Annotated in this window: 17 protein-coding genes; 6 read left to right on the top strand and 11 right to left on the bottom strand. The window is 65.9% G+C overall.

Annotation, left to right across the window (positions count from 1 at the left end):
• Window positions 1-3 precede the first annotated feature (3 nt).
• The 4 genes from HH800_RS16810 to HH800_RS16795 form a co-directional block, all read right to left on the bottom strand.
• Window positions 4-1,359, bottom strand: coding sequence for an MFS transporter (locus HH800_RS16810; RefSeq protein ID WP_169861762.1), 1,356 nt, complete (start codon window positions 1,357-1,359; stop codon window positions 4-6).
• Window positions 1,360-1,510: 151 nt separating this feature from the next.
• On the bottom strand, window positions 1,511-2,416 hold the full coding sequence (locus HH800_RS16805; RefSeq protein WP_004208323.1) for a LysR family transcriptional regulator: 906 nt from the start codon (window positions 2,414-2,416) through the stop codon (window positions 1,511-1,513).
• A gap of 158 nt (window positions 2,417-2,574) precedes the next feature.
• Window positions 2,575-5,268, bottom strand: coding sequence for a TonB-dependent receptor domain-containing protein (locus tag HH800_RS16800; RefSeq protein ID WP_169861761.1), 2,694 nt, complete (start codon window positions 5,266-5,268; stop codon window positions 2,575-2,577).
• Between the two features lie 72 nt (window positions 5,269-5,340).
• Complete coding sequence (locus tag HH800_RS16795) at window positions 5,341-6,975, bottom strand: serine hydrolase domain-containing protein (RefSeq protein ID WP_169861760.1); 1,635 nt, start codon at window positions 6,973-6,975, stop codon at window positions 5,341-5,343.
• 279 nt (window positions 6,976-7,254) lie between these two features.
• On the opposite strand from HH800_RS16795, the gene HH800_RS16790 reads away from it, so the two are divergent.
• From HH800_RS16790 to HH800_RS16780, 3 genes are all read left to right on the top strand, one after another.
• On the top strand, window positions 7,255-7,920 hold the full coding sequence (locus HH800_RS16790) for a response regulator transcription factor (RefSeq protein WP_010338501.1): 666 nt from the start codon (window positions 7,255-7,257) through the stop codon (window positions 7,918-7,920).
• A gap of 27 nt (window positions 7,921-7,947) precedes the next feature.
• Window positions 7,948-9,438: an ATP-binding protein gene (locus tag HH800_RS16785; protein ID WP_169861759.1), complete on the top strand. Its 1,491-nt coding sequence runs from the start codon at window positions 7,948-7,950 to the stop codon at window positions 9,436-9,438.
• A gap of 92 nt (window positions 9,439-9,530) precedes the next feature.
• Window positions 9,531-10,955, top strand: coding sequence for a CapA family protein (locus tag HH800_RS16780; RefSeq protein ID WP_169861758.1), 1,425 nt, complete (start codon window positions 9,531-9,533; stop codon window positions 10,953-10,955).
• Between the two features lie 51 nt (window positions 10,956-11,006).
• Here HH800_RS16780 and HH800_RS16775 read toward each other — a convergent pair whose 3' ends face one another.
• Genes HH800_RS16775 through HH800_RS16765 form a run of 3 tightly spaced genes read right to left on the bottom strand, consistent with a single transcriptional unit; the run spans window position 11,007 to window position 16,634 of the window.
• Window positions 11,007-14,450 (bottom strand): SbcC/MukB-like Walker B domain-containing protein, encoded by a 3,444-nt coding sequence (locus tag HH800_RS16775; protein WP_169861757.1) that lies wholly within the window; start codon window positions 14,448-14,450, stop codon window positions 11,007-11,009.
• The gene (locus HH800_RS16770) at window positions 14,447-15,115 is read right to left on the bottom strand and encodes a DUF4194 domain-containing protein (protein WP_169861756.1); all 669 of its coding nucleotides are present in this window, start codon (window positions 15,113-15,115) and stop codon (window positions 14,447-14,449) included. The genes HH800_RS16775 and HH800_RS16770 overlap by 4 nt, the downstream gene beginning before the upstream one ends.
• On the bottom strand, window positions 15,105-16,634 hold the full coding sequence (locus HH800_RS16765) for a Wadjet anti-phage system protein JetA family protein (protein ID WP_169861755.1): 1,530 nt from the start codon (window positions 16,632-16,634) through the stop codon (window positions 15,105-15,107). Before HH800_RS16765 ends, HH800_RS16770 begins: the two co-directional genes overlap by 11 nt.
• A gap of 513 nt (window positions 16,635-17,147) precedes the next feature.
• Between HH800_RS16765 and HH800_RS16760 the strand changes: the two genes are divergently transcribed.
• From HH800_RS16760 to HH800_RS16750, 3 genes are read left to right on the top strand one after another with little or no spacing between them, the layout of a single operon-like run.
• The gene (locus HH800_RS16760) at window positions 17,148-17,468 is read left to right on the top strand and encodes a hypothetical protein (protein ID WP_230588499.1); all 321 of its coding nucleotides are present in this window, start codon (window positions 17,148-17,150) and stop codon (window positions 17,466-17,468) included.
• On the top strand, window positions 17,465-20,308 hold the full coding sequence (locus HH800_RS16755) for a response regulator (protein WP_169861754.1): 2,844 nt from the start codon (window positions 17,465-17,467) through the stop codon (window positions 20,306-20,308). The genes HH800_RS16760 and HH800_RS16755 overlap by 4 nt, the downstream gene beginning before the upstream one ends.
• Complete coding sequence (locus tag HH800_RS16750) at window positions 20,305-21,249, top strand: diguanylate cyclase (protein WP_169861753.1); 945 nt, start codon at window positions 20,305-20,307, stop codon at window positions 21,247-21,249. Before HH800_RS16755 ends, HH800_RS16750 begins: the two co-directional genes overlap by 4 nt.
• Window positions 21,250-21,270: 21 nt before the next feature.
• Here HH800_RS16750 and HH800_RS16745 read toward each other — a convergent pair whose 3' ends face one another.
• The 4 genes from HH800_RS16745 to HH800_RS16730 are packed head-to-tail and all read right to left on the bottom strand — an operon-like array spanning window position 21,271 to window position 25,335.
• On the bottom strand, window positions 21,271-21,765 hold the full coding sequence (locus tag HH800_RS16745) for a spore coat U domain-containing protein (RefSeq protein WP_169861752.1): 495 nt from the start codon (window positions 21,763-21,765) through the stop codon (window positions 21,271-21,273).
• A gap of 11 nt (window positions 21,766-21,776) precedes the next feature.
• Window positions 21,777-24,086, bottom strand: a complete 2,310-nt coding sequence (locus HH800_RS16740) for a fimbria/pilus outer membrane usher protein (protein ID WP_235681905.1) — start codon at window positions 24,084-24,086, stop codon at window positions 21,777-21,779.
• Window positions 24,073-24,816, bottom strand: a complete 744-nt coding sequence (locus tag HH800_RS16735) for a molecular chaperone (protein ID WP_169861751.1) — start codon at window positions 24,814-24,816, stop codon at window positions 24,073-24,075. The genes HH800_RS16740 and HH800_RS16735 overlap by 14 nt, the downstream gene beginning before the upstream one ends.
• A gap of 21 nt (window positions 24,817-24,837) precedes the next feature.
• Complete coding sequence (locus HH800_RS16730) at window positions 24,838-25,335, bottom strand: spore coat U domain-containing protein (protein ID WP_004208307.1); 498 nt, start codon at window positions 25,333-25,335, stop codon at window positions 24,838-24,840.
• Window positions 25,336-25,468 lie beyond the last annotated feature (133 nt).

The raw sequence follows: 25,468 nt of genomic DNA, 5'->3' as shown, positions 1-25,468 counted from the left end.
CGGTCAGTCGGCCTTGGGCAGGCGGATCATCGCGGCGCAGATGCCCGCGATGACGGCCGGCACCGCGAAGACACCGAAGATGACAGGCAGCGAGACTTTCGCCGCGAGCAGGAAGCCGCCCAGCATCGGCCCGATCACCGCGCCGATCCGGCCGACGCCCATGGCCCAGCCGATGCCGGTGCCGCGTGCTTCGGGCGGATAGAGGCTGGCGGCGAGCGGGTAGCAGCCGTTGAAGCCGCCCTGGACGAAGACGCCGATCAGGAAGGCGGTGGCGAGCGTCGCGACCAGCGGCATGGCGACCGATCCGAACAGGACCAGCGTGACGGCGGCGGCCGACATATAGCTCAGGATCAGGCGGCGCAGGTCGAAATGGGTGCCGGCGATGCCGATCAGGGTCACGCCGACAAAGGCGCCGATATTGTAGATGGCGCCGGCATAGATGGCGTCCTTGGCCGGCAGGCCGGCCTCGACCGCCAGCTTGGGAATCCAGCTGATGACGAAATAGAGCGTCATGAAGCCCGAGATGGTGGCCATCCACAGCAGGATGGTGCCGGTCGCGCGGCCGTCGGTCAGCAGGCCGCGCACGCCGGCCTTGTTGGCTTCATGCACCTTCCTGGCGGGCAGCGTATCGACCGCCGGCTGGCCCATCGAGCGGAGCAGGCGGTTGGCCTTTTCCAGCGCGCCCTTGGGCTGGCGGGTCAGCAGAAAGTCGATGCTTTCGGGCAGCAGCAGCCAGACGAAGGGCAGGGACAGGGTGCAGAGGATTGCCGCGCCCAGCAGCATCGCCTGCCAGCCGTAAATGGGCAGCAGGTTGGCGACGACGAAGCCGGTGATGGTGGCGCCGACCGGATAACCGGCCTGGAGGAAGCCGACCGCGAAGGTGCGATGCCGGGGCGGGGCATATTCGGCGGTCAGCGCCGCCATGCTGGCCAGCACCGTGCCGATGCCGATGCCGACGATGAAGCGGCTGACGATCAGTTCGCCGATATTGGCGGCCATGGCCGAGCCGAACATGGCGCCGGCCATCATCACCAGCGACGCGAGGATCAGCTTGCGGCGGCCGAACCTGTCGGCCATCGGCGCGATCAGCAGGCCGCCGGCGGCCATGCCGGCCAGCCCGGCGCTGAACACCACGCCCAGCCGTTCGGGCGTCACCTGCCAGTCGGTCGACAGGGCGGGGGCGATATAGGACAGGATCAGCACGTCCATGCCGTCGAGCATGTTGAGGATGAAGCAGATGGCGACGACCAGTATCTGGCGCGCCGTCCATAGGCTGTCCGACGCGACAGGCGCAGCCTGGCCGTCAACGGTCACATAGGGCCGCACGGACACGCTGCCGGTGGCGGAATAGCTGGCCATTTCGAATAATGCCTTTCATCCTCTCGCGGCGCCCTGCGCCCTTGCCTTGCTTGTCCGGTGGCCTGTCGGCTTCTATTCTGCGGATGGCTATGCCTCATCCATTCAATAGGTAATTTCCACCGCTCCAGATGCGCTTCGCTATATCGCTATGTTATGGCTTTGGCGGGCGCGGCAGGGCGAGCATCGCACTGCGGGCAATCTCCTCGAAGGTTTCGCCGATGATGGCGCGCGGCGATTCCATATTGCGGTTGATATAGACCGGAAGCACGCCGGGGTCTTCAAATTCCAGGAAGCGGACGGTGTCGGCATGGGGCTGCATCGCGGTGAAGCTGTCGACCAGCGCCACGCCCATGCCGTTCGCGACGAAGGCGACCGCGGTTTCGGCGAAGCGTATATAGGTGGAAACGTCCGGCTCCTGCCCGGCGCGGGCGAACATGTCGGCGATGATCCGGCCATGGGGCGTGTCGGGGCGGAAGGATTGCAGTTGCGCGCCGGCAAGGTCGGCCACGCCGATCCGGCCGCGATCCGCCAGCGGATGATGGCTGGGCACGGCGCAGACCATGCGCCCGGCGCCGATCCGGCTTGACAGGATGTTGGGATGGTCGATCGGAAAGACGGTCAGCGCATATTCGCCGCGCTGGAGCGCGAGATAATCGATCGCCTGCTCGACCGAGAGAATGTCGAACTGGATGGTGAGGCCGGGATAATTGGCGCTGAGGCGGGCCAGCATCTGGGGCAGGATCGAATGGCCGAGCGAGGGCGATGCGCCGACGCGAAAGGTCTTGTCCTCCCCCTTGGCCAGGCGGCGGATGACATGGGCGAGGTCGTCGAAGCCCTTGTAGATGCGTTCGATCTCCTCGAACAGCACGCCCGCTTCCTGGGTCGGCACCAGTCGGCCGCGGGTGCGGTCGAACAGGCGGAACTGCAGCCGGTCTTCCATATGGCCGAGCATCCGGCTGAGGCCGGGCTGGGACGTGCCGAGCATCCGCGCGGCGCCGCTGACCGTCTTGGTAATCATGACGGCGCGGAAAATTTCTATCTGTCGAACCGTGAGCATCGAACGTTCATGATCCTGCACCGGATGGATAGCGCGTGCTAGCCCAGCGGGGCGGCGCATGAAAGCCTGCCGCGTGCGTGCCGGTCGTTCGAAGGCGGGTTTTCAATGTGCGCGGGCAGAGGGCAAGGGGTTGCCCGCGCACATCGATCAGCCAGGGATCAGAAGCGAACCTTGGCACCGACCGTCATGTAACGGCCGATCGTGTCATAGTGGATCGCGCCATAGGTGGTCAGCGGCGGATCGCGGTCGAACAGGTTGTTGACGTTGGCGAACAGGGTGAACTTGTCGACATTCACCTGGGCACCGAGGTCGACATAGACGCGGGCGGCGATGTCGTTATTGGCGATGTCCAGCGCATGGTTGAACTTGCCGCCGCCGACATAGCGGACGCGGGCGTCGACCGAGACGTCCTGGCTGCTGTAGTTGATCGACCCGGTGGCGCGCCAGTGCGGCGTGCCGAAGCTGACATTGTCGCCCACGTCACCGGCACGGTCGACGCTGGTCATGCCGTCGTTGATCAGCACCTTGTCGACATAGGTGGCAAGGCCGCGGAAGCGCATCGTGCCGCCCAGGCCGCCGCTCACCTTGCTCAGCGGCAGGGTGTAGCTGGCCTCGATATCCACGCCGGCGGTTTTGTATTCGGCCAGGTTGATATAGGTGGTGTAGATGGTGGTCGGGGCACCGGCAGTGTCACGCACGATCTGGCTGCACAGGTCGGTATTGCCGTTGGCGCAACCGCTGATGACGTCCTGCGCGCCCAGCGAGGTGATCGCGTCCTTGAGCTTGATGTTGTAATAGTCGACCGACAGGTTGAAGCCCGGCAGGAAGGTCGGCGTGAACACCGCGCCGGCGGTCAGCGTGCTGCCGATTTCGGGCTTCAGATTCGCATTGCCGCCGCCATAGCGGGTGATCGAGTAGGTGCTGCCATTTTCCGCGACCGTGGTGAAGCTGGTCGTGGTGGTGGTGTAGAGTTCCGCCAGGCTGCCCGAGCGGATGTCACGCGAACGCGACACGCGCAGCAGCAGATTGTCGAAGATACGATCGGTCACGCCCAGCTTCCACGACCAGATGCCGCCGCTGGTGCTGTAGCGGCTGTAGCGGGCCGCGCCGTTGACATCGAGCTTGCTGAACGGCTGGTCGAGTAGCGGGATGGCGACTTCGCCGAACGCTTCCTGGACGTTGAACCCGCCGTCGAGCGGCGAGAAGTTGAAGCGGCTGAAGCCCTTGGCGGCCGAGGTGGCATCGAGGCTGTTGGTGACCTGCTCTTCCCAGCGGGCTTCCGCACCGAAGGCGACCGAAACCGGGCCGGCCCAGGTGGAGAAGGGGTCGCCGCGCAGGCTGGCGCCGGCGCTGTCGAGCTTGGTGGTGTAGACGACGCGGGCGACATTGCCGAACACATAGTCGATCGCGTCCTGGCTGGCGGCGCCGGTGCCCAGGATGTTGAGCGGGCGGCAGGCGGTCGTCGGATCGGTGAGCGCCGTGCGGCAGACGATATTGCCGCTGCTGTCGGTCACGGCATCCAGCGCGGCGGTCAGGTTCGCGCCGGTGATCTGGTTGTCATAGCTCTGCATGTTGCGGTTTTCGCCATGGCTGTAATAGGCCGAATAGCGCCATTTGCCGTCCGCGAAGCTGCCATCGACGCCGATCGCGCCTTCCACATTCTGGCGATAATAGCCGAAGGTGCGATAGCCATAATCCTCGAAGAAGCGGCCGACCTTGATGCTGGTCTCGCCGGCGGCGGCGAGCTGATCGCGGATCGACTGCGACAGATAGGGATTGCTGGCCGACAGGGTGTAGGTGCCGTTTTCCGCGTAGAAGGGATATTTGGCCCAGATGCGGCTGTAGCTGCCGTCCGCCCAGAAGGTGGCGTCGCCAACCTCGAAGCTGGCGCGGGCATAGCTGTTGACGCGCTGATAGGGGTTGGTCAGCGCATATTCGTCATTGGTGGCCACGCCTTCGCCGCCGACCATGGTCGAGCCGCTGATCTGGCTGCCGTACTGGAAGGCGCGCAGCGTGCCGTCCGAATTGAAGGTCTGGCCCTTGAGCGTGCCCGAGGTGATCAGGCCGCCCAGGCTGGTGGTCGAGCTGTTGACGTCGCGCACCAGGATATAGTCATGGTCGCCCGTGGTCGGCGAGAAGAGGTTGGCGCTGCCGACATTCTTGCGCGAATTGCGGTCGAGAATACCCTCGTCATTCTGATATTCGGCGCCGATCATGAAGTGGCCGCGACCGTCGGCGAAATGGGTGCCGAAGGTGCCGTCGAAGCTGTAGCGATAGCCGTCGCCACGCGACGACACGCCGTTCTGCGCGCCGATGGTCAGGCCTTCCAGATCATTGTCCAGCATGATGTTGACGACGCCGCCGATCGCGCCCGAGCCCCAGGCTGCGCTGGCGCCGCCGGTGACGATCTCGACCCGCTTCACCAGGCCCTGCGGCACGGTGTTGAGGTCCGACGAGCCGGTGAAGCGGCGGTTGTTGAGCAGGGTCAGGGTGCGGGTGACGCCGAGGCCACGAAGGTCCATCGCCGAGGAGGAGGAGTTGGTGTTGGCTACGGTGCTGGCCGGCGACTGGGTCGCGCGGAACTGCGGCAGGTCGTTCAGCACCTGCGCGATGCTGGGGCGGGCGCCCTGGCGCAGTTCGCTCTCGCCCACGACGGTGGTCGGGGTCGGCGCGTCGAAGCCCTTGCGGTCGATGCGCGAACCGGTGACGACGATCGAACCGGCGTCATCGTCGGCGGCGGGCGTGCTGTCCTGTGCCATGGCGACCTGCGCCGTGGCGAGCGACAGGACCAGGGCGGCCCCGGCGCTGCCCGCCATCAGCAGGCGGCGAAATCCAGTGTCTTCAATACGCATTTCCAATAGTCCCCTTTTGCTCTTGCTTTGTTGTGGCCGCGACCCGAGCGGCTCTTGTGTGATGGCTGAAAATCAGTCGGCGACGCGGCGGAAGGCGACGTCGTAGGCACGCCCTTCGCCAAAGCGCAGCGCGGTGACCGCGCCCGATGCGTCGCGTTCGAACTTGACGGTGATGCGGCCGGCGCCCGGCGCGGCCTCGCCGGTGAAGACGTCGGCATAGGCGGGGCTGAGCGGCGTGTTGTACCAGCGCGGGCCGCTATAGGTCAGCGTGTCGCCCTGCTGCTTGAAGCTGAGGCAGGCGAAGGTGTCGACGCCGCAGAAGCGGCCGACATAGGGCTTGGCGTCGAAGGCGGTGACGGCATCGACCTTGCGATAGGCGATCTTCTCGCCCTCGCGATGTTCCAGCGTCAGACCAGTCTTGCTAAAGGCGAAGATATCCTCGCGCTGCGCCCAGCGGCCCGGACCCACCGGCGTCAGCACCCGGCCGTCGGCGCGCAGATTGCCCTTGTCGTCGCTGTCGAAGCGGACCGGGAAGCCGGTCATGCCGTCGGCATAGGTGCCCGACGGCAGCGGCCCCTTGGGGGTATAGGTCTTGGCCTTGTAGGCGGGCAGGAAGATGTCGGCGACATCGCGGCCCAGCATCGGCGTGTCGGCATTGCCGGTATTGCAGAGCAGCGATACGGCGAGCTTCTGCTGCGGATAGCGGGCCATCCAGGCGCGATATCCGCCGGTCGAACCGCTGTGGCTGACTTCCTGCTGGCCATGATGGTCGAGATTCACGAGCGCCAGCGCATAGGCGATCGGCGTGCCGTCATTGAGCTTGGTCGGCGTCTGCATTTCGGCGGTGAAGCCGGTGCCGAACGTGTCGGCGTCGAGCGCCGCCTGCCACTTCACCAGGTCGCCGACCGTGGTCAGCAGGCCGCCATTGCCATAGGCGTCCTCGATCACCTGGTCGTTGCGATAGACGCCATCGTCAAATTCATAGGCGCCGGTGCGGCCCGGCACGACATCGCCATGGTCGTCGCGCCAGCGTGTGTGGGTCATGCCTAGCGGCTTGAAGATATGATCCTGGGTGAAGTCGGCGAGCGACTGGCCGCTGACCCGCGCGACGATGATGGCGAGCAGGTTATAGTTGCTGTTGCTGTAGAGATAATGGCTGCCGGGCGCGAAGTTCAGTTCCTTCTGGCGCGCGACGATGTTCAGCATGTCCTGATTGTCGGCGGTGCGGCTGTTGCGCGGCCAGCCCTCGATCGCGGCGACCGAACCCCAGTCGCGCAGGCCGCTGGTGTGGTGCAGCAGGTGGCGGATCGTAACCGGGGTGCCGTAATCGGGCATTTCCGGCACGACCTTGCGGATATCATCGTCCAGAGACAGCTTGCCATCGTGTGCAAGCATCAGGGTCGCGGCGGCGGTGAACTGCTTGGAGTCCGATCCGGCCTCGAAGATGCTGTCCGGGGTGAGGGCGACGCCCAGTTCCAGGCTGGCCATGCCATAGGCGCGGGTGGCGATCGCCTGGCCATCGCGCGAGACGGCGACGGCGCAGCCGGGGGCGGTCTTGCTGTTCCAGCGCGCAAACAGCGCGTCGAGGCGGGCGAGCGACGCGGCATCAGCCGGGGCCGGGCTGGCCGATTGCGCCATGGCGGCAGCGGGCAGTGCCGCAGCCATGCAGATGAGCGCCCCCGCGAGCGAGGACCGAACGGTCGTCATATCTATTTTTCCCTTGTGCGCCCGAAGCGCTCTTGCCGCGCTGCGATCTGTTTTTTCCGGCGGCGCGTACGGCGGAAAATCCGTCGTCGTCCGTCTTTCCTGGCGAGTCCTAACCGGAGTCGCTGTCACGAACCTGACACAGAGAGGGGTGAGGCGGCCGATCTTGCAATCAACGGCAAGATAAGGGCTTTTTATTTGGTATTTGCATTCCTGCTGCGGATGCGTATCGCAATTTAATGTCGATCGAGGGTGCCTGCCGGGATCGGTAGGAGTGCTGTAATGCGTTTGTTGCTGGTGGAAGATGATGAGCGTCTGGCGCGGGGGATCATGGCCTCGCTGGAAGGCGCGGGCTTTGCCGTCGACATATTGACCAGCGGCGAGGATGCGCTGCGGCTGGCCGATCAGGAACCCTATAGCGCAATCATCCTGGACCTGGGCCTGCCCGATCTGGACGGCCTGGAAGTGCTCAGCCGGCTGCGCGCGCGCGGCGCGCGGACGCCGATCATCATCCTGACCGCACGCGACATGATCGACGACCGGATCAATGGTCTGGATCGCGGGGCCGACGATTATATGGCCAAGCCGTTCGACCCGCGCGAACTGGAATCGCGGGTTCGCGCGCTGGTGCGGCGCAGCCAGGGCACGCTCGATCCGGTGCTGCGCATCGGCACGCTGACCTTCGACCGGTCCAGCCGCACCGTCTATCTGGAAGGCAGCATGATCGACCTGCGCCGACGCGAACTGGCGGTGCTGGAAACGCTGATGGGCCGGCCGGGCAAGGTGGTGGCCAAGGAAAGGCTGTCGGCCGAAGTGTTCAACTTCGACGATGCCGTCACGCCCAATGCTCTGGAGGTCTATGTCGGCCGCCTGCGCCGCAAGTTGCAGCCGTCAGGCCCGTCGATCCGCACGATCCGCGGTCTGGGCTATATGATCGAAGCGGCCTGAGCGCCGGACTGATCGACAGCCACACATATGCGCAGATTGTCTTCCTCGCTGCGGCTGCGCCTGACCGGCGCGGTGATGATGCCGCTGACGGCGCTGGTGCTGGTCTTTTCCGTCATCACCGCATTGGTCAATCACAATACCGAGGCGGACACGGTCGACCGCGTGCTGGTTGGGTCGGTCCGCACGCTCAGCCTGGCCTATAACAGCCCGCCGGCCGACCAGAAGCGGCTGGTGCCGCTGGTCATCCACCTGCTCCAGCGTCGCGCCCGGCCGGTGGTCCATTACAGCGTCTATCGTGGCGACAGGCTGGTCGCCGGCGATCCCAGCCTGAAGCCGCCTGCCGACTATCGCGCGGACTGGGACGGCGTGACCGATCGCCATCCGCCCGCGACCTTCAAGAATGCCTATCGCAAGACGCCGCTGGTGCGCGGCTATCTCGATCCGGCGGACGCCCATTATGTCACCCAGGCGGCCTATCTGCGCAGCGGCACGCTGCACGGCAAGCCGGTGCGGATCGCGACCGAGATGCGCCGCGCCTATGGCGATGACAGGCTGATCGCGATCCAGATTGCCGACTATCTGGATGATCGGTCCGCCTATGAACGACTGTTCCTGCGCCAGGTACTGCTGGTCGGCGTCGCGGTGCTGCTGGTCACCGGGCTGCTCTTCTGGTGGGCGATCCGCTGGGGGCTGCGGCCGCTGTCGGACCTGACGGGGCAGGTGGAGGCCGCCCGGCGCGAGGCGTCGCCGGCTTTCCGCATGGAAATGGCGGACGCCACGCCGGTCGAGATCAAGCCGTTCGTCGCGGCCTTCAACGGGCTGATGGCGCGGCTGGAGCGGGCGACCAATTCGCTGCGGCAGTTCACCTCCAACGCCTCGCACCAGATGCGCACGCCACTCGCCGTGGCGCGGGTCCATCTCGACGTGCTCGATCGCTATGGCGCGGCCTCGCCACAGGGCAAGGCAGCGTTGCAGGACATTCCCCACGCCATCGACAGCCTGGAGCAATTGCTGCGCCAGCTGATCGCGCTCGCCCGCAGCGAGGAGGATGGCGACATGCGCATGGGGCCGTTCGATCTGTCCGAGGTTGCCGCGGACGTGATTGCCGATCGCGCTGCCCAGGCGCCGGCCGATATCGAGATCGGCTATGACAAGGCGATGGTCGGTCCGGCCATGGCAGTCGGCCAGCCGGGGCTGGCGGCGGAGCTGATCGGCAATCTGCTCGACAATGCGATCCGCTACAACCGGCCGGGCGGTACAGTGACCGTCCATCTCTATCGCCGCGAGGGGCAGGCGATGGTCGATATCGACGATGATGGTCCGGGCATTCCCGAGGCGCAGCGCGAAAAGGTGTGGGACCGTTTCTACCGCATGCCGGGCAACAGCGCGACGCCGGGCACTGGCCTTGGCCTGCCGATCGCCCGCGCGCTCGCCGACCGGATGGGCGCGCAGATCAGCCTGGCCGACGGACGGACCGGCCGAGGGTTGTGCGTCACCATCGCGTTTCGCGCCGAATAGGCTCGCCGAACAGAAAAGCCTGTCCCGGCGACAGGTTCATGTCAGCCCGACCGGCTATCCCCGACACAAAGTTACAAAGGGGAAGTCCGTTGATGCTGTCCAAGATTCTTCGCCGCCGCGCGGTGCGCAGCCTGTCGCTGGCCGGCGCCGCGCTGATGCTGACCGCGCCGATCGCGGCCCATGCCGAGGAAGAGGAAAGCGGCGGCCAGCTGTCGACTAGCCGCGTGCCGACCAGCCCGATCGCCGGCGATTTCAGCTTCGCGGCGGTGGGCGACCTCATCTATCTGCGTCCAATGCTGGCGACGATCGAGCAGCAGTCGCCCGACATGCTGCGCATCCTGCGCGGCGCGGACGTGACCTTCGGCAATTTCGAGACGACCGCGCTCGACCTCAAGACCTTCAAGGGCTCGCCGCAGGCGGAGTCGGGCGGCACCTGGATGCTGGCCGATCCCGCCGTCCCGGCCGATGTGGCGAAGATGGGCATCGACATTGTTGGCCATGCCAACAACCACGCCACCGACTGGGGCGTGGAGGGGCTGTATGATACGCTGGCGCTGCTCGACGGCGCGCATATCGTCCATGCCGGCACCGGCCGTTCGATGACCGCGGCCCGCGCGCCGGCCTATTATGACGGGCCGCATGGCCGCGTCGGGCTGGTGTCGGCCACCACCAGCTTCACGCCGATGTCGCCGGCCTCCGATCCACTGGGCCAGGTGCCCGGCCGTGGCGGCGCCAACACCATCCGCAGCGTCGAGGTCGGCCTGGTGTCCGATACCGACCTGGCGACGATCGCCCGGCTGGCGGGCACCAAGGCGGGGGCGCCGGTCAAGATGAAGGGCCGCGAATATCGGGCGACGACAACCCCGACCGCGCCGATGACGATCGAATATGATCTCAATGCCAGGGATATCGCCGCCAACATGCTGGCCGTGCGCCAGGCTAAGCAGAATGGCAATTTCGCCGTCTTCTCGCTGCACAATCACGAGCCTGGCAATGCCAGCCAGACGCCCGCCAATTTCGCCCAGGGTCTGGCCCATCAGGCGATCGATGCCGGCGCGGACGCCTATGTCGGCCATGGCCCGCACCAGCTGCGCGGGATCGAGATCTACAAGGGCAAGCCGATCTTCTATTCGCTCGGCAACTTCGCGATGATGAACAACAGCCTGGATGACCTGCCGGCCGACATGTACGACCAGTTCGGCATCACGCCGGGCAGCGTGACCGCGCCCGAACTGCTGCAGGCGCGCGGCGCGAAGGAATTTGGCGATCCCAACCTCTATGAAACGGTGATCGCGGTGAGCCATTACAAGGATGGCCAGCTGAGTGAAATCCGCCTCTATCCCGTCGACCTGGGCGTCAACGCGACGGGCGCGGGCAAGGGCGTGCCGCACCTGGCCGATGCCACCGTGGGCGCGCGCATCCTGGAACGGCTGCAGCGCCTGTCCGCGCCCTTCGGCACGAAGATCGAGACGGTCAAGGGCGTGGGCGTGATCCGCGTGGCAGCTTCGCGCCCCTGATCTAATGGCGGCTTCAGGGGCGCGGGACGGTGCCCCTGAAGCCGGCCTTTCCTATTCCGCGCTGTCCAGCGCGAAGAGGTCGAGCCGTTCGGCCAGCGCGGCATCGTCGAGATGCTGCGGGTTGGCGGCGCGCATCTGGGTGCGGGCGTGGGGCTTGATGCGGACGGCTTCGGCGCTGGCATTGTCGCCATGGCGGAACACGTCGATCACGCTGTCGAGATTTTCATAGACGACCGCGCGCTTTTCCGATGGCGCAGCGATCACCACCTGCAGCCCGATATCGTCGTAAAATTCGAGCAGGGTGCGCTGGTTGGGGCCGTCCATCTTGCTGAACGCCTCGTCGAACACGGCAAGGCCCAGGCCCAGCTCCGCCCGCTCATATTGCCGGCGCGCGCCATGATAGATGCTGGCCAGCGCCGCGCCGATCACCACATAATAGGGCACCTGCCGCTCTGCGCCGCTCGCCGTGCCCTTGCGCTTGTCATAGCTGGTGGTGCGCCCCTTGTTCACATCCTCCATGCGCAGGTCGAAGGTGAAATAGTTGCGGTAATCCTGATAGGCTGAGAAATCGAGGGACTCGTCGCTCAGCAGGCGTTCGACCTCCGCCAGTGCCTGGGCATGTTCGGCGTCGCGCGGGGCGGCCCGGCCAAAGAGGGCGTCGAAGGTCAGTTCGTCATGCTCGCTCTCACGCGCCAGCCGGTGGAGCGCGGCAAACTCCTCCTTGGGACGGGCATGGAGCGTGTAGATCTCGCCATGGAGCGGCCGCATCCGCAGCGCGCGGGTGAGGTTGTCCAGCTCCGAACGCAGATCGTTGAAGCGGGCGTTCAGCTCATGGATGAAGGCGGTGCGGAACAGCTGGCCGATCTGCTCGGCGGCTTCGTCGGCCTGGCGCCGATACTGGATCAGCTCATTTTCCTCCAGCGCCGCGATATTGGCGGCGAGCCAGGGCTTCACCTCGGCCGCGATCGCGCCGGGCAGGGCAATGGGGGCGCTATTGTCGAAATCGGCGCGGTAATGGCCCAGCGTCTCGCGAATTTCGCCCTGCAACGCCTGATAGGCGTCGCGGGCCTCGTCCGCGCGCTTCATCATCTCCTGCACCAGTCGGGGCAGGGGGCGTCCGCGCTGCTGGCGATAGGCCTCGCGCAGGATCGAGAGGCTGGCCGATGAGCGCACTCGATCCTTGAACAGGGCGCGCCGCGAGCGCAGGCAGAGCCAGGAGCCGGGCTGGGCATCGCCCGCATCCAGCCGCCGCTGGATTTCGATCCTGGCCTGGCCAAGCTGGCCGCGCCGGCCGATCAGTTCTTCCTTTTCCTCGGTAGCGCTGCGCAGTTGCAGCTTCACCTTGTCCAGATTGTGCTGGATCGCCGGATCGACCGTCATCGCGATCTTGTCGATCCGGTGCTGCAATTCGGTGCGGCTTTCCTCATGCTCGTCGATCGCGGCGACCAGCAGGTCGAGCCGGTCGGCCGGATCGACATCGGCCATCAGCGGCAGCAGCTTGCGATGAATATCATCGTGGAACCGCTCGGTTTCGGCATGGACGGTGATCAGCGCCTGCCGATCCTCGATCCGGGCAAGCAGTTCGGCCTCCATCAGCGGGGCTGCGGCCCGGCCGATCTTGAGATCACGGGTGCGCAGCACCTCGACCACGATGCCGCTATTATAGGCGCCATCGCGCATGATTGCGCGGCCGCCCGTCAGCAATTCCGCCTGGGTACCGGCGAGCCGCACCTGGCCGGTGCGGAAGCGCAGGAAGGCGATCGCCAGCGGATCGTCGCTGGCAAAGACGGTGGCGAGGGAATCAGTGTCGAAGCCGGGCGGCTGTTCGGCGAGGCGACGGCTGTTGATGACCCGGCATCCGCGGAAGCCGTCGCGGTTGGCGCGCACGATCTCGACCGCGCGGGACGCATGTTCGGGATCGACCAGAATCGCCTCTCGGTCGCGCCCAAGCAGGGCCTCGGCCGCTTCGCGCCATTGTGGATCGACGATTTCGGCCACCTGGCAGAGCGTGCGCGGACGCATATTCTCTCGCTCCAGCGCGGCCATCAGGCGGATGGTGCGATCGTCCAGGCTCACCTGGCCGGCGCGCGCCTTGTCGCGGCGCGCGACCAGATCGGCCAGCTCGTCCTGCAGGCCGCGCCGCTGGGCGATCGCCTGGTCGCGCCGTTCCTGGATCTTGGCGACGCTATCGATGGCGCTGCGGCGGGCGGTGGCGATCAGTTCCTCCATCGCCAACGGATCGCGCGGCCATGTCGGCGGCTCCAGCCCGTCGCTCTGCTGCCGCAGGGCCTCCAGCGCCTGGAACAGGGCGCCGAGCTTCAGGGGCGCGAGCCGCTCGCGATGGTCGAGCAGGCTGGCGCCGAGCGCGGCCGCGCGGAAGCGGGCTTCGAGCCGTTGCACCACGCCGGTGCGGGCCAGGTCCACGGCCTTGAGTTCGCTGGCGACCACGGCCCGCTTGCCGGCGGCGCCTTCCGCGACGGACTGGGCGAGCAGGCTGTCCTGCCGATCGCCCAGTGCCGCAATCTCCGCATCGCAGCGGCCGATATCCTGCTGGATGTCGTCCAGTTCCGCCAGCGTGTCGCGCCGTTCGCGTAGATTGGCGATCAGCGCGGCACCCGCCTCGATCATGGCGGCGAGGCGGGCGGTGCCACGGGCGACATCCTCCCGTTCCAGCAAGGTGACGAAGCGCGACACGAGTTCGGCCAGCGCCCGCAGCGCGTCGAGCCGCCGTTCCAGCTCATGCACATCCTTCTGGATGTCGCGATAGCGCTGGATGCCCTCGCGCAGTTCGCCGATGTCGATGTCGTTCCGGGCGAGCAGGAAATTATGCACGAAGCCCTCGACCGAGCGCATATCCTCGAACGACAGGGCCATGACGAAGGCGCGGATGAAGCGATCCGGATCGCTGTGGCGCCGGCCAGTGAACAGCTGGCGCATATATTCGCGGATATGGTTGCGCGGGCCGTCGGGGCGAATGAGCTGGGTGCCGGCCGCTGCGCAGGCCTGCTCCAGCCGTTCGCGCACCAGGCTCCAGGGCGCCGAGCGCTGCTGCCCGCCATCCAGATGCTCGATCAGCAGGTCGGTATCCACTCGCACGCCGGGCGCGATATAGCGGCCGACCACCTGTGCATCCTCGATCGCGGACGCCTCGACGCACAGGCCCACGCTCACCGGTGGGCGCATGCCGTCGGGGTCGTCGAACGTCAGCACGATGTGGGTGACGGATTCCTGGCGCAGAAATTCATGTTCGTTGAGCTGGCCGAGGCAATAGCCGCGCAGCGTGCGTTCCGACTTGCGGCTGCCGGTTTCGCCGGCGGAACGATTGAACTGATACCAGCGCCGCGAACCGCCGGTCATCACCGCCTGGATGAGGTCGATCAGCGTCGATTTGCCGGATCGGTTCTGGCCCAGCACGGCGGTGTCGCCGCCGACGGCCAGGTCCTCGCGACCGAACAGATGCCATTGCACCAGTGCGATATGGGCAAGCTGCATCATGCGACCTCCTCCTCGTCGGCGTCATCCAGGTCGATGACGGGCTCCTCCGTCTCGCTTTCATGATAGTCGCCGCCGGCCAGTAACTGTTCGAGATGGGCCATGAACTCCTCGCCCGCGACGGTGGCGATCAGCGCGCGGATGGTGATCGGCATGTCCTCCAGCTCTTCGTCGATGTCGCCCATATGGATGATCGCCCGGCGGTCGAGCGCGGTGACCAGTGCCTTGAACTCGTTGATGCCCAGCGTCGCGCGGCGGGCACGGGCGACCATGTCCTGATAGGCGTCATAGGCGGCGTTGAGCGTCACCATCACGCTGCCATAGCGTTCGACATCGCCTTCCTGGATGCCTTCTTCCCACAATCGGCGGAACAGCAGCAGCACCAGCGTCTCGTCGATCCGCATGCGCGGATGGCCGATCTGTTCGGTGTCGGGCAGGATGCCGGCCCAGCCCTCGCTTTCGCGCACCACCAGCCGGTAGCCGGCGACTTCGAAATAATCCGCCACCAGTCGCTCGACATCGGGGCGGAGCAGGACTTCGAGCAGCGCCGATGAGCCGCGATCCTGCACATGCAGGAACTGATGGCGCAGCAGTTGGCTGATCGCCTGGGTCACGCGGTGCATCCGGCGCGGATCGCGCGCCTCCAGGGTCTGAAATTCACTGAGCATCTTGTATCTCTGGGGTCACGGCATCGCCGATGCGCGAGACGGTGAAGCCCGCGCAGTGCAGCCAGTCATTGTCGATGGTCGATCCGGTATCGACCGAGAAGCGGAAATGGGGCGCCAGATGGTTGGCGATGGCATTGCCCCGGCCGTCGGCATCGGCGGCCAGCACGGACAGGCGCAGGGCTTCGAGCGTGAGGAAATCATCGACCGTCTCGATCGCGAAGCTGCTGGCCTCGCCCGATCCGAAGGGCGCCACGCGCCGTTCGAGGAAGCGGCTGACCTGTTCGGGCGTGACGGCAAGGCGGGCCAGATAGTCCCGGTCCAGCCGCTTGCGCCATTCGCGCAGGGGATCGGGCGGCGGCAGGACCAGCAGGCCGCCCGAAACCGTCGAACGATAGGTGCGCGGCCGGGCGAGCAGGGCGGGGGACCAGTAGGACCGGCGCGGCTCCAGCAGGCCGGACATGGACGGCGCCATATCCTGCCCATCCGTGCGCGCGAGCAGCCTGTCGAGTTGCAGCAGCATCGGCTCGCTGCGCTGGAGTAAGCTGTTGCCGCGGCGTCCGGCATAGCGAACGGTGTTGCGCAGCCGCGTCTCCAGCCGGCTGCGATGCTGCTGGATGCGCTCGAAAGCCTCCTCTATCTGGTCGAACACGCGCCGCACCTTGTGCAGGTCGTCATAGACCAGATCGCGGGCGGCGGACGGATCGGGCGCCAGCCGGGCCTCATGATAGGCTTCGGCGATGGCGGCGACGTCGGCGATCGAATCCTCGATCGCGTCGAGCGCGGTGAAGATGCGATGGCGGAAGCGATAGGGGTGGGAGGTGGTCGAGATGGCCGCATAATCCTGCAGCAACAGCTTCTCGACGAAATCCTCGAAATAATGGCGCAGCCGGCGGCCGACGCTGTCGCTTTCCACCACCCGCTTGTCGATGTCGCGCAGCGCGCTCAGCACGCTGCGCAGATAGCGGCCGAAGCTGGCGGCATCGCGCGCCGCCTTGTGCAGGCCGGGCGCATTTTCCCGTGCATTGCGCTGCAGCGCTTCCAGCTCGTTCTTCACCTGGATGACAAGGCCGCCAAGCTGGTCGGACAGGCCTTCGCGCAGGCTGCAGAGAAATTCGGCCAGGCGCATGGCGCCGGCGGGCATGTCGACCGTGACCTTCAGGCCATAGCGGCTTTCCTCGATCCAGCCGGTAGCCTGAAGCCGGTTGTAGATATGCCGGGCGCGCATCATCGCCGCGCTGGTCGCCTGCGCGTCGGCGGCTTCCAGCTTGCGCCGGCGCACGCGGCGGCCCGGCCGCGCGGCCAGCTTGTCCAGCACCACCGGGCTTTCATCCTCGCGCCACAGCTCCGCATTGTCGCCCAGCAGCGTATAGATCAGCTGGACGACCTCACCCTGGGTCGGGAAATGCAGGTCGGAACGGTAGAAGCCCTCATAGAGGCCGATCAGCACGCGCTCGTAGAGAAAGCGGTTCGACCCGGCGAACAGCGCGAAGATATCGGAATGGAGCTGGCCGAACAGCATCAGGCGACACCATGCGCCGCCAGGCGGGACGCGCGATCGGGTGCGGTCGCGGCGATGGAGTCATCGCCGGTGCGCTGATGGTCGGACAGGGACGGATGACGGGCAGGCTGGCGCATTGTCCTCGACGATGCCGGAGAAGCGCCTCCAAGGGCCGGGCGCAGCGTTGCGCACGACCATAGACAGGGGCTCGTCCGGCAAAAATATGGGTTCGGCCGGCGCAGATGCCATGTTCGGGCGAGCCGGGCAAGCCGATGCCGGAATTGCAGAAAAGAGCGCGCGATTGACGTATAACTTGTAAATTGCGCCGCCAATCCAAGCCCGTTTTCTGTAATTTCATATGTAAATATTGGCCATGTCGAGAAAGGCAGGCGATCATTTTGCGAACAGAACAGGCAAAGGCCTCTTAACCATTGTAAAATGCTTCCATGGCCTAATAATGCGATGGATGAGGCAGGGTTGCTCAAGGGTTTGAACCGTCCCGCGCGCGCGGGCAGCATGGACGCGTCCTGCGCCATGTCCGCCTATTTGCCTGCGGCTTTGCTGTTGCTGGCGGGGCTGGTCGGGCTGGCCGCCGCCTGGATCATGAGCGGCAGCGGCTCGGGACGCTATCTGGTGATCGCGCCCTGGGGCGCGTCGCGGGCCGAGGCGATCAACCTGGTGCGGGCGGCCGACGGGGGGCTGGTTGGCATGGGACGCCTGTCCAACATCATCATTGCCGGGTCGAACCGGCCGGATTTCGCGGCGGCGTTGCGCAGGGCGGGGGCCTGGGGCGTGATCGCGACGCCGTCGCGGATCGAATGCGGCGAACCATTGCCGGGGGGGCAGGCATCATGATTATCGAGCTGGACAAGCTGCGTTTCCATTTCGGTCGCTTCCTCGTGCCGCTCTTCTGGGCGCATGTGCCGTTGCTGGCGACGGTGGCCCTGCTCACGGGCCATTCGCCGATCGCGGCGGCGCTGGGCGGCACATTGCTGGCGGGGGCCTATCATCTGACCTGGTGGCGCCAGGGGATCGCCCCTGCAACCCGTTATCTGTCCGCCGTCGCACTGATGGGCGAGCCGGCGATCCTGCTGTTCCTGCTGCGCGGCCATGCCTGGCAGATGGACATGCACATGTATTTCTTCGCCATGCTGGCGCTGACCATCGCCTGGTGCGACAAGCGCGCCATCCTGGCGGCGGCGACGGCGACGGCGCTGCATCATCTGCTGCTGCTCTATCTTCTGCCCTATGCGGTGTTTCCGGGGCAGGGCAATCTGGAACGGGTGCTGCTGCATGCCGGCATCGTCGCCTTCCAGACGGCGGTGCTGGTCTGGCTGAGCGACAAGCTGGTCGAGAGTTTCCAGCGCAACCAGAAGATGGGCGAGGAGATATTGGCCAAGAACCAGGCGCTGGAGGCGCGGACCCGCGAGGCGGAGGAGGCCAATCGCGCGAAGAGCCTGTTCCTGGCCAATATGAGCCATGAAATCCGCACGCCGATGAACGCCATATTGGGTTTCTGCCATCTGGTCGCCCGGACCGACCTCGACCCCAAGCAGCAGGATTATATCGGCAAGATCAACCAGGCCGGCGTATCGTTGCTGCGGCTGATCAACGACATCCTCGATTTCTCGAAGAATGAAGCGGGCAAGCTGACGTTGGAGGCGCATCCCTTCACCCTGCGCAGCGCGATCGAGAACCAGATCCAGCTGGTCGCGGCCAATGCCGAGGCGAAGCAGGTCAGGGTCGTCTCGCGGGTCGATGCCGATGTGCCCGAGCGGCTGATCGGCGACGAAATGCGCTTCTGCCAGGTGGTGCTCAACCTGATGAGCAATGCCGTCAAATTTTCCGAGGAAGGCACCGTCACCATCGGCCTGTCGGCGACCGAGCAGAATGGCCGGGTGCGGCTGAAGCTGACGGTGCGCGACACCGGCATCGGCATGACGCCCGAGCAGCAGAAATCGCTGTTCCATTCCTTCACCCAGGCGGACAGTTCGACCACGCGGCGGTTCGGTGGCACCGGCCTTGGCCTTGCCATCTGTCGCCAGATCGTCGAGCAGATGGGCGGCGACATCGCGGTCGAGAGCGCACCCGGCGAAGGTAGCAGCTTCATCTGCCACATGCTGATGGATGCGGACGACCGGGCGATGGGGCTGGAAATGCCGATGTCGGCGCATGTCCGCCGGCTGCGCGTGCTGGCCGCCGACGACAATCCGGCGTCGCGCCAGATCATCCATGACGTCTTTGCCGGCTGGGGCATGGCGGTGGATCTGGTGGCGTCGGGTGGCGAGGCGATCGCCGCGATCGAACATGCCGACGAACGGGGCGAGCCCTATGACCTGGCCCTGCTCGACTGGAAGATGCCCGGCCTGGACGGGATGGAGACGGTCGATGCGCTGCGCGCCAGGGCGCTGCGCCATCCCCAGCCTAAGGCGCTCATCATCACCGCCTATGGCGCCGACGATCTGTTGCAGGGCGTCGATACCGACAAGGTTGCCGCCTTCCTGACCAAGCCGGTCGTGCCCAAGATATTGCTGGATACGATCACCGAGATTTTCGCCGAGGAACATGCGCCCGTCGTCCATGTCGCCGCGCCGGCCACGCCCGCTTTGCCGATGGTGGCCGAAGCGCTGCGCGGGCTGCGCGTGCTGCTGGTCGAGGATAATGAGATCAACCGCGAGATTGCGGCCGAACTGCTGGACGATGCCGGGTTGAAGGTGGATTTCGCGGAAAATGGCCGCATCGCCTGCGACATGGTGCGCGAGAAGGGGGCGGGTTATGCCGCCGTGCTGATGGACGTGCAGATGCCCGAAATGGATGGCATCAGCGCGACCCGGATCATCCGCGAACAGTGGAGCGCCGAGGATCTGCCGATCATCGCCATGACGGCCCATGCCTATGAGGAGGAAAAGCAGCGCTGCAAGGCCGCGGGCATGAACGATCATATCGCCAAGCCGGTCGAGCCGCCGGTGCTGGTCAGGGTGCTGGATCGCTGGCTGAAGGCGGGGCGAGTGACCACACAAGTGGCGCCGGCAGTGGCACCGCCGGTCGCCAGTTCGTCGCTGCCCGATCGGCTGCCGCCCTTCGACCTGCCCGCCGCACTGGCGCGGGTCAATGGCAAGACCGGACTGCTGCGCAAGCTGATCGTCACCTTCGGTGACAGCTATGACCATGTCGGCCGGGATTTGCGGGCGCATTTGGCGGCAGGGTTGCTGCCCGATGCACGCCGCCTGGCCCATAGCCTGAAGGGAGTCGCGGGTTCGCTCGAACTGGCTGATGTCCAGCAGATCGCGTCGGACATCGAACGGATGCTGGCGGCGGGCGAAACCGGGCCGGCGCTGGCCGCGATCGTTGATCTGGAGGTAGCGATAGCACCGGCCATTACCGCCGCGCGCAGCCTGACGGGGGGCGCAGAGGCATCGGACGTCGCGATCGTCACCGTCCAGGATGATGGCGCGATCGAACAGGCGCGCACCGAATTGCGCGGGCTGCTCGCGCGCCGGAGCCTGAGCGCCCGCGCCGGGTTCGAGCGGCTGGCCCAGGCGATGGGGCTGACGGCCGATCAGCGCGCGGGCCATCCGGTTCAGCGGGCGCTGGAGCAACTGGATTATGAAACCGCCCTCGCGCTGATCGATGCCGATGCGCCGGGCGCGGGCACAGCAGGCCGGTCGATCGATCCGGCAGGAGCGACATCATGAGCAAGGCCACCATCCTGATCGTCGATGACGAGATTTCGAACATCGAAATCATGAACGCCGTGCTGGAGGATGATTATGAGATCTGCTTCGCCACGTCGGGCCGGCAGGCGCTGGACATTGCGCGCACGGTGCAGCCCGACCTGATCCTGCTGGATGTGCTGATGCCGGGCATCGACGGGTTCGAAGTCTGTCGCCAGATCAAGGCGGACATCATGCTGGTCGACATACCGATCATCTTCACCACCGGGCTTGGCGATACGGAGGATGAGATGCGCGGCCTGTCGCTGGGCGCGATCGACTATGTGACCAAGCCCATCCAGCCGGCGATATTGCGCGCGCGGGTGGGCAACCATGTCGAACTCAAGCGCCTGCGCGATCAGCTCGCGACGCTGGCCGTCACCGATGCGCTGACGGGCTTGAGCAATCGTCGCCACATGGAACGGTCGCTGCAGGCGGAAAGCGCGCGCCTGACCCGGACCGGGGAATGGATGTCGGTCATCATGCTCGACATCGATTTCTTCAAGCAGTTCAACGACACCTATGGACATCCCGCCGGGGATCGCTGCATCGCGATGGTCGGTGCCGCACTGACCCGCGCGGTCAAGCGCGCGACCGACCTGCCGGCGCGCTATGGCGGCGAGGAGTTTGCCTGCATCCTGCCCGGCGCGGACCCCCAGGGGGCTGAACTGGTCGCGCAGGAAATCCGGCTGCAGATCCAGTCGCTCAACATTCCCCATGCCCAGTCGCAGGTCAGCCCCTTCATCACCGTCAGCATCGGCGTCGCCAGTGCCCGCTGCCATGCCGACCTGCCCGCCGAACTGTGGATGGCGGAAGCCGATCGCCAGCTTTACGCCAGCAAGCAGCGCGGCCGCGATTGCATCACGACCATCCAGTTCGACGCGCAGACCTGCCATGGTTATTCCCTGGCAGCCAATGAATAGGCGCTGTTCAGAGACGCCTGATCAGAAGATGACCGTGACCAGTATCGTGTCCGAATAGCTGCCCGGCGGGACATTCTGCCCGGCCGGGATACGGCCATAGACGGTCGTGGTCTGGTCTAGGTTCAGCAGTGCGATGAAATTGCTGGTCACCGTCTGCGATCCGCCGGTCCCATCGCCCCAGACCTGGTTGCGCGCATTGCTGGTGTAGAGATTATAGGCGAGCGTCGAGCCGCCGCTGGTCAGGACGCGCGGCGCATAGGTGGACGATGTCCCCTTGCTCAGCTGGATCGTGTAGCTGCCGCCCAGCGCGACCACCAGCGAGCAGCGCACGCGCACCGTTCCCGATGAATCATTATCCCCGCTGGCGATCGGGTTGTAATTGCCGAAGCTCAGGCCGCTTGCCGATACGGTGCAGGTGCAAAGGGCCAGGGGATCACACGCCGCCTGCGCGGGGGCCGCCATGAACAGGGCGGTCAGCGCGACCGCAACGGCGTAGAGGGCATGGCCAGTGCGCATCCTCATCCTCCTTATTGCACGCATGTCAGCGGCCCGATCACTGGTAGCATTTCGTCCGGCACGGCGTCGACCCGAACATGGCAGAGGCCGTGTGCCGTATCGACGGTCAGCATCATGCCGGGGTGAAGGCTACGGATGAAGACGGCACCATCATTGCCGACAAAGGATTTTTCATCTTCCGCGGTGACGCTGGCGCCGATTTCGGCCGGCGCGCCGTCCGGCATGACGATGCGCAATGTCGCCGGATGCTCCCGGACCGCGACGAAACGCGCGCTGACGGCACCCCGGTAGCGCGGCACCACCCTGATCTGGTCATTGGGCATCCGGATGTCGATCGGCACGTCCGCCGCCGCGATGCTGAGGCGATTGACTTCATAGGGGCGCAGGTCGGGAATGACGGCCATGCCACGGGCGTCGGTCCGCGCGACCAGTCGGTTTTCCTGATAGATGCGCACATCGGCCTGGCCGGGCACGCGCACCACGGCAAAGCCGCTTTCCACCCGGCGGGTCGGGAACAGCGCGCCATCGGCCAGTAACAGCCCGCCCTGGCCGGTGACACGCCAGCCGGTTTGTCCGCCGGCACGGTCCACCTGCGCGGCCATCTCCGCCGCATTGCCGCGCCACAGAATCTCGCCCTGTTGCTGCGCATTGCTGCCGGTCGAAATCGCCGCCCGATAGCCCCAGCCGCCGCTTTGCGGCGGGGTGCTGCGCATTTCCGCCCGCACGCCACCCCGGTCTGCCTGGAGATAGGCGCTGCTGCGCGGGCCGAAGGGGATGGTCAGGTTGAAGCCGATGCTGTTTTCATGGCCGCTTTCCGAAAAATGGCTGCGGATCACGTAGGCGCTGACAAAGGCCTTGTCGCGCAGGGACAGGCTGTAATTGCCCGACAGGACGCGGGCGGACTGGCTGTCGGCATAGGTCAGGCTGGTATAGGATGCGCCGATCGTGCCCATAGTGCCCAGGCTCCATCCGGCAGAGCCCTGCACCTGTTCCACGATCCGTTCGCTGTCGCGCTCCACGCCGATTTCGCGATAGCGGTTCGACGCCCGCTGGTAACTGAGAGCGACGTTCCAGGTCGGCGCGTTGCGGGCGAAGGCCGCCCGATACAACAGGCCCTCACCGGCCTGGCTCGTCGATCCCGCTGCGGCCAGGCTGATCTCGCCGATCGGAACGATGATCATGTTGACGCCGCCGCCGGCCATGGTGACGTCGGCGCTGGCTTCGGCCCGTCCCTCGATCGTCAGCCGGTCGGTCAGGCCGCGGCGATAGGTGCCGGCCAGGAAGGGATTGTCATAGCCGAAGCTGCGCAGCCCATAGCCGCGCCGTTCGGCTCCTGCCTCCATAGACCAGGACGCCAGGCCCGCGCGGAGCAGGCGGGAACTCACATAATAGCTCGACGTGACGCGCCGCTCCACGCCCAGCGGATCGCGGATGACCAGCGTCACCTGGCCGGCGCCCGTGACCAGCGGCACCTGATTGATGGAAAATGGCCCCTGACCGACGTCGGTCTGGAAGCGTTGGGTGCCGTTCACCAGCAGCTCCACGTTCGACGGCACGGCGGCGCTGCCGGCAAGGGACGGGGTCGGAAAGGTCAGGAGGCTTGACTGCAGGGCGAACTCGGTGCCGAAGCGCACGCCGCCAAAGCGGATCTGCCGCGTCCAGTCGCGCGCGTCCGTCACGCCATCGCCGATGACGAGGCGCGTCAGGTTGATCGGATCGTCACGCAGATAATAGCTGTCCAGCCGGGTCGCCCGGCCATAGACCGTGCCGTTGCCCAGCAGCATGCTGTTCGACACCACGCCCCAGTCATCGGACAGCCCGGCCTCTACAAAGGCGCCCAGGCGCGCCTTGCCGGCATATTCGGCAGAAATGTCATAGTTGAGGAAGGCGGCGAGCATATTGTCGCTGGGCGCGGCGACGGTGCTGGCGGGCGCAACGCTGGTCGCTTCGAAGGCTTCGGGCGACACCGTCAGCAACAGGGCCTGGTTGGGCTCGTCGAAGGCGGCCGCGACGCCGCCGAGCGCGGATAGCGCGACAAAGGCGTCGCCATCGATCATCATTGCCGTGCCGGTCGGCGGGCGCATCCGCCAGGCGGCCAGATCCTTCACGCGCACCAGGAATGTGCCGGCGCGCTGCGCAAGCAGATAGTCGCCTGGCAACAGCCGGCCGTTGAGCGTGACCGAGGCCAGCATCATTGTGGGCGCCGTCGCGTCTGCCGTCGTCGCAACCGCGCCTGTCGTCGGCGCGCTGTCCTGCGCGCTGGCAATGCCGCAACTGGCCACGACGCAGGGCAGGACAAGAAGGGTGCTAGCGCGTCCCACCGGCATGGGATGCCGACTGGAGGACGAGCTCCGCGGTCAGGCTGCGCTGGCCGGTGGCCGCCTCCAGCGTCAGCTTCTCTCCGCCGCCCACCGGTCGTTGCATGTCGAACAGGAAGCTGCGTGTCGCGCCGGGAAGGATGTAGATCGATTCCTGCCTCGTCGCCAATGCGGTGCCGTCGGCCCGCTTCAGGTCAAGGCGATTGAGGTGAACATGCGCGCTGCCTTCATTGCGTGCGGTCAGCGTGAGCTGCCGGTCACTGGTGGCGGTTAGCTGCCACGCCAGGGATGCCTGCGCACCGGGCGCGGTCACGAAGATGGGGATGCTGACGCGCAGCAATGTGCGGATCTCGCCAGCGGCGGTCGGGCGATCGGTCGGGATCTCCTCGAGGAAGACGCGATAGCTTTTCTCGGTCGGTGAGGCGGCCGTGCGCAGGCCGAAGCGCGCAATCTGCTGCCCGCCTGCGGCTATTTCGAACAGCGGCGGATTGGCCAGGATGTCGCGTGTTTCCTCGAACAGATCCTGCCCATTATCCTGCCGCCATGACACGACCCGCACCTGCATGCGGGCCGGCGCATCGCCGCTATTTTCGATCGTCATCGTCTCGACCGGGGTCTTGTCGTCAAGCGCGACCAGGACCGGATATATTTTCAGCGTCGCGGCCCAGGCGGTGGTTGGCTGTGCCAGGGCGAGCAGGGCCGCTGCCGCGCATCGTGCGAACATCTTGGGCATGGCCGCCTCGCTCCGGATCGATCAATAGACGACGTTGACGGTGATGGTGTCGCTATAGGAACCGATCGGGACATTCTGGCCGGCCGTGATCCGGCCATAGACGGTCAGGGCATTGGTGCCGACCGGCGCCGTCGCGGCGGCGGTGTCGGTAGCAGGCGTGTTGCCCCAGTTGGTCGTGTGCGCCGAATCCTGATACAGCGCATAGCTCAGCAGATTGCTTCCGCTCGACATCTTGCGCGTGGTCACGGTCGCCCCCGATGCCGTGCCCGCGGTCAGGCCGACCGTGTAGGTGGTGCCGACCGTGCAGAGAACCGACAGGGTGGAGGTGGCGTCGGTCGGCCCGGTTGCGGTCGGGTCATAATTGCCGAACGCCAGCGCCGTGGCCGACACGACGCAGGCCTTGATCACGGTTGCGGTAACCGGGAAGGTCGTGGTGGTGGTGGCTGCCTGGGCCGTGCCTGCAAGACCCGTCAGCAGGGCCGCGGCTGCGAGGGATGCGGCCAGTTTGAAACGAAACATGTGTCCTCCAACACCTCAAGCTTTGATGGAGGGAGTATCGTCAATGTCGGTTAATAACGCGCTTTTGGGCAAAAGACGGCTTTACCAATATTTTGCGTAAATCGCGTTCGTCGCAAGATAACGGAGCGGTCCG

The sequence above is a fragment of the Sphingobium yanoikuyae genome, from assembly GCF_013001025.1.
In the GTDB taxonomy this organism is placed as follows: domain Bacteria; phylum Pseudomonadota; class Alphaproteobacteria; order Sphingomonadales; family Sphingomonadaceae; genus Sphingobium; species Sphingobium yanoikuyae_A.
This window is presented reverse-complemented; position numbering and strand designations above follow the sequence as displayed.

Excerpts from the sequence above, each read along its gene's own strand:
- HH800_RS16795 (WP_169861760.1), bottom strand. The coding sequence starts at position 6,975 with ATGACGACCGTTCGGTCCTCGCTCGCGGGGGCGCTCATCTGCATGGCT.
- HH800_RS16755 (WP_169861754.1), top strand. The coding sequence starts at position 17,465 with ATGATTATCGAGCTGGACAAGCTGCGTTTCCATTTCGGTCGCTTCCTC.
- HH800_RS16760 (WP_230588499.1), top strand. The coding sequence starts at position 17,148 with ATGTCCGCCTATTTGCCTGCGGCTTTGCTGTTGCTGGCGGGGCTGGTC.
- HH800_RS16735 (WP_169861751.1), bottom strand. The coding sequence starts at position 24,816 with ATGCCCAAGATGTTCGCACGATGCGCGGCAGCGGCCCTGCTCGCCCTG.
- HH800_RS16785 (WP_169861759.1), top strand. The coding sequence starts at position 7,948 with ATGCGCAGATTGTCTTCCTCGCTGCGGCTGCGCCTGACCGGCGCGGTG.
- HH800_RS16790 (WP_010338501.1), top strand. The coding sequence starts at position 7,255 with ATGCGTTTGTTGCTGGTGGAAGATGATGAGCGTCTGGCGCGGGGGATC.
- HH800_RS16805 (WP_004208323.1), bottom strand. The coding sequence starts at position 2,416 with ATGCTCACGGTTCGACAGATAGAAATTTTCCGCGCCGTCATGATTACC.
- HH800_RS16745 (WP_169861752.1), bottom strand. The coding sequence starts at position 21,765 with ATGCGCACTGGCCATGCCCTCTACGCCGTTGCGGTCGCGCTGACCGCC.
- HH800_RS16765 (WP_169861755.1), bottom strand. The coding sequence starts at position 16,634 with ATGCTGTTCGGCCAGCTCCATTCCGATATCTTCGCGCTGTTCGCCGGG.
- HH800_RS16750 (WP_169861753.1), top strand. The coding sequence starts at position 20,305 with ATGAGCAAGGCCACCATCCTGATCGTCGATGACGAGATTTCGAACATC.
- HH800_RS16770 (WP_169861756.1), bottom strand. The coding sequence starts at position 15,115 with ATGCTCAGTGAATTTCAGACCCTGGAGGCGCGCGATCCGCGCCGGATG.
- HH800_RS16780 (WP_169861758.1), top strand. The coding sequence starts at position 9,531 with ATGCTGTCCAAGATTCTTCGCCGCCGCGCGGTGCGCAGCCTGTCGCTG.
- HH800_RS16800 (WP_169861761.1), bottom strand. The coding sequence starts at position 5,268 with ATGCGTATTGAAGACACTGGATTTCGCCGCCTGCTGATGGCGGGCAGC.
- HH800_RS16730 (WP_004208307.1), bottom strand. The coding sequence starts at position 25,335 with ATGTTTCGTTTCAAACTGGCCGCATCCCTCGCAGCCGCGGCCCTGCTG.
- HH800_RS16775 (WP_169861757.1), bottom strand. The coding sequence starts at position 14,450 with ATGATGCAGCTTGCCCATATCGCACTGGTGCAATGGCATCTGTTCGGT.
- HH800_RS16810 (WP_169861762.1), bottom strand. The coding sequence starts at position 1,359 with ATGGCCAGCTATTCCGCCACCGGCAGCGTGTCCGTGCGGCCCTATGTG.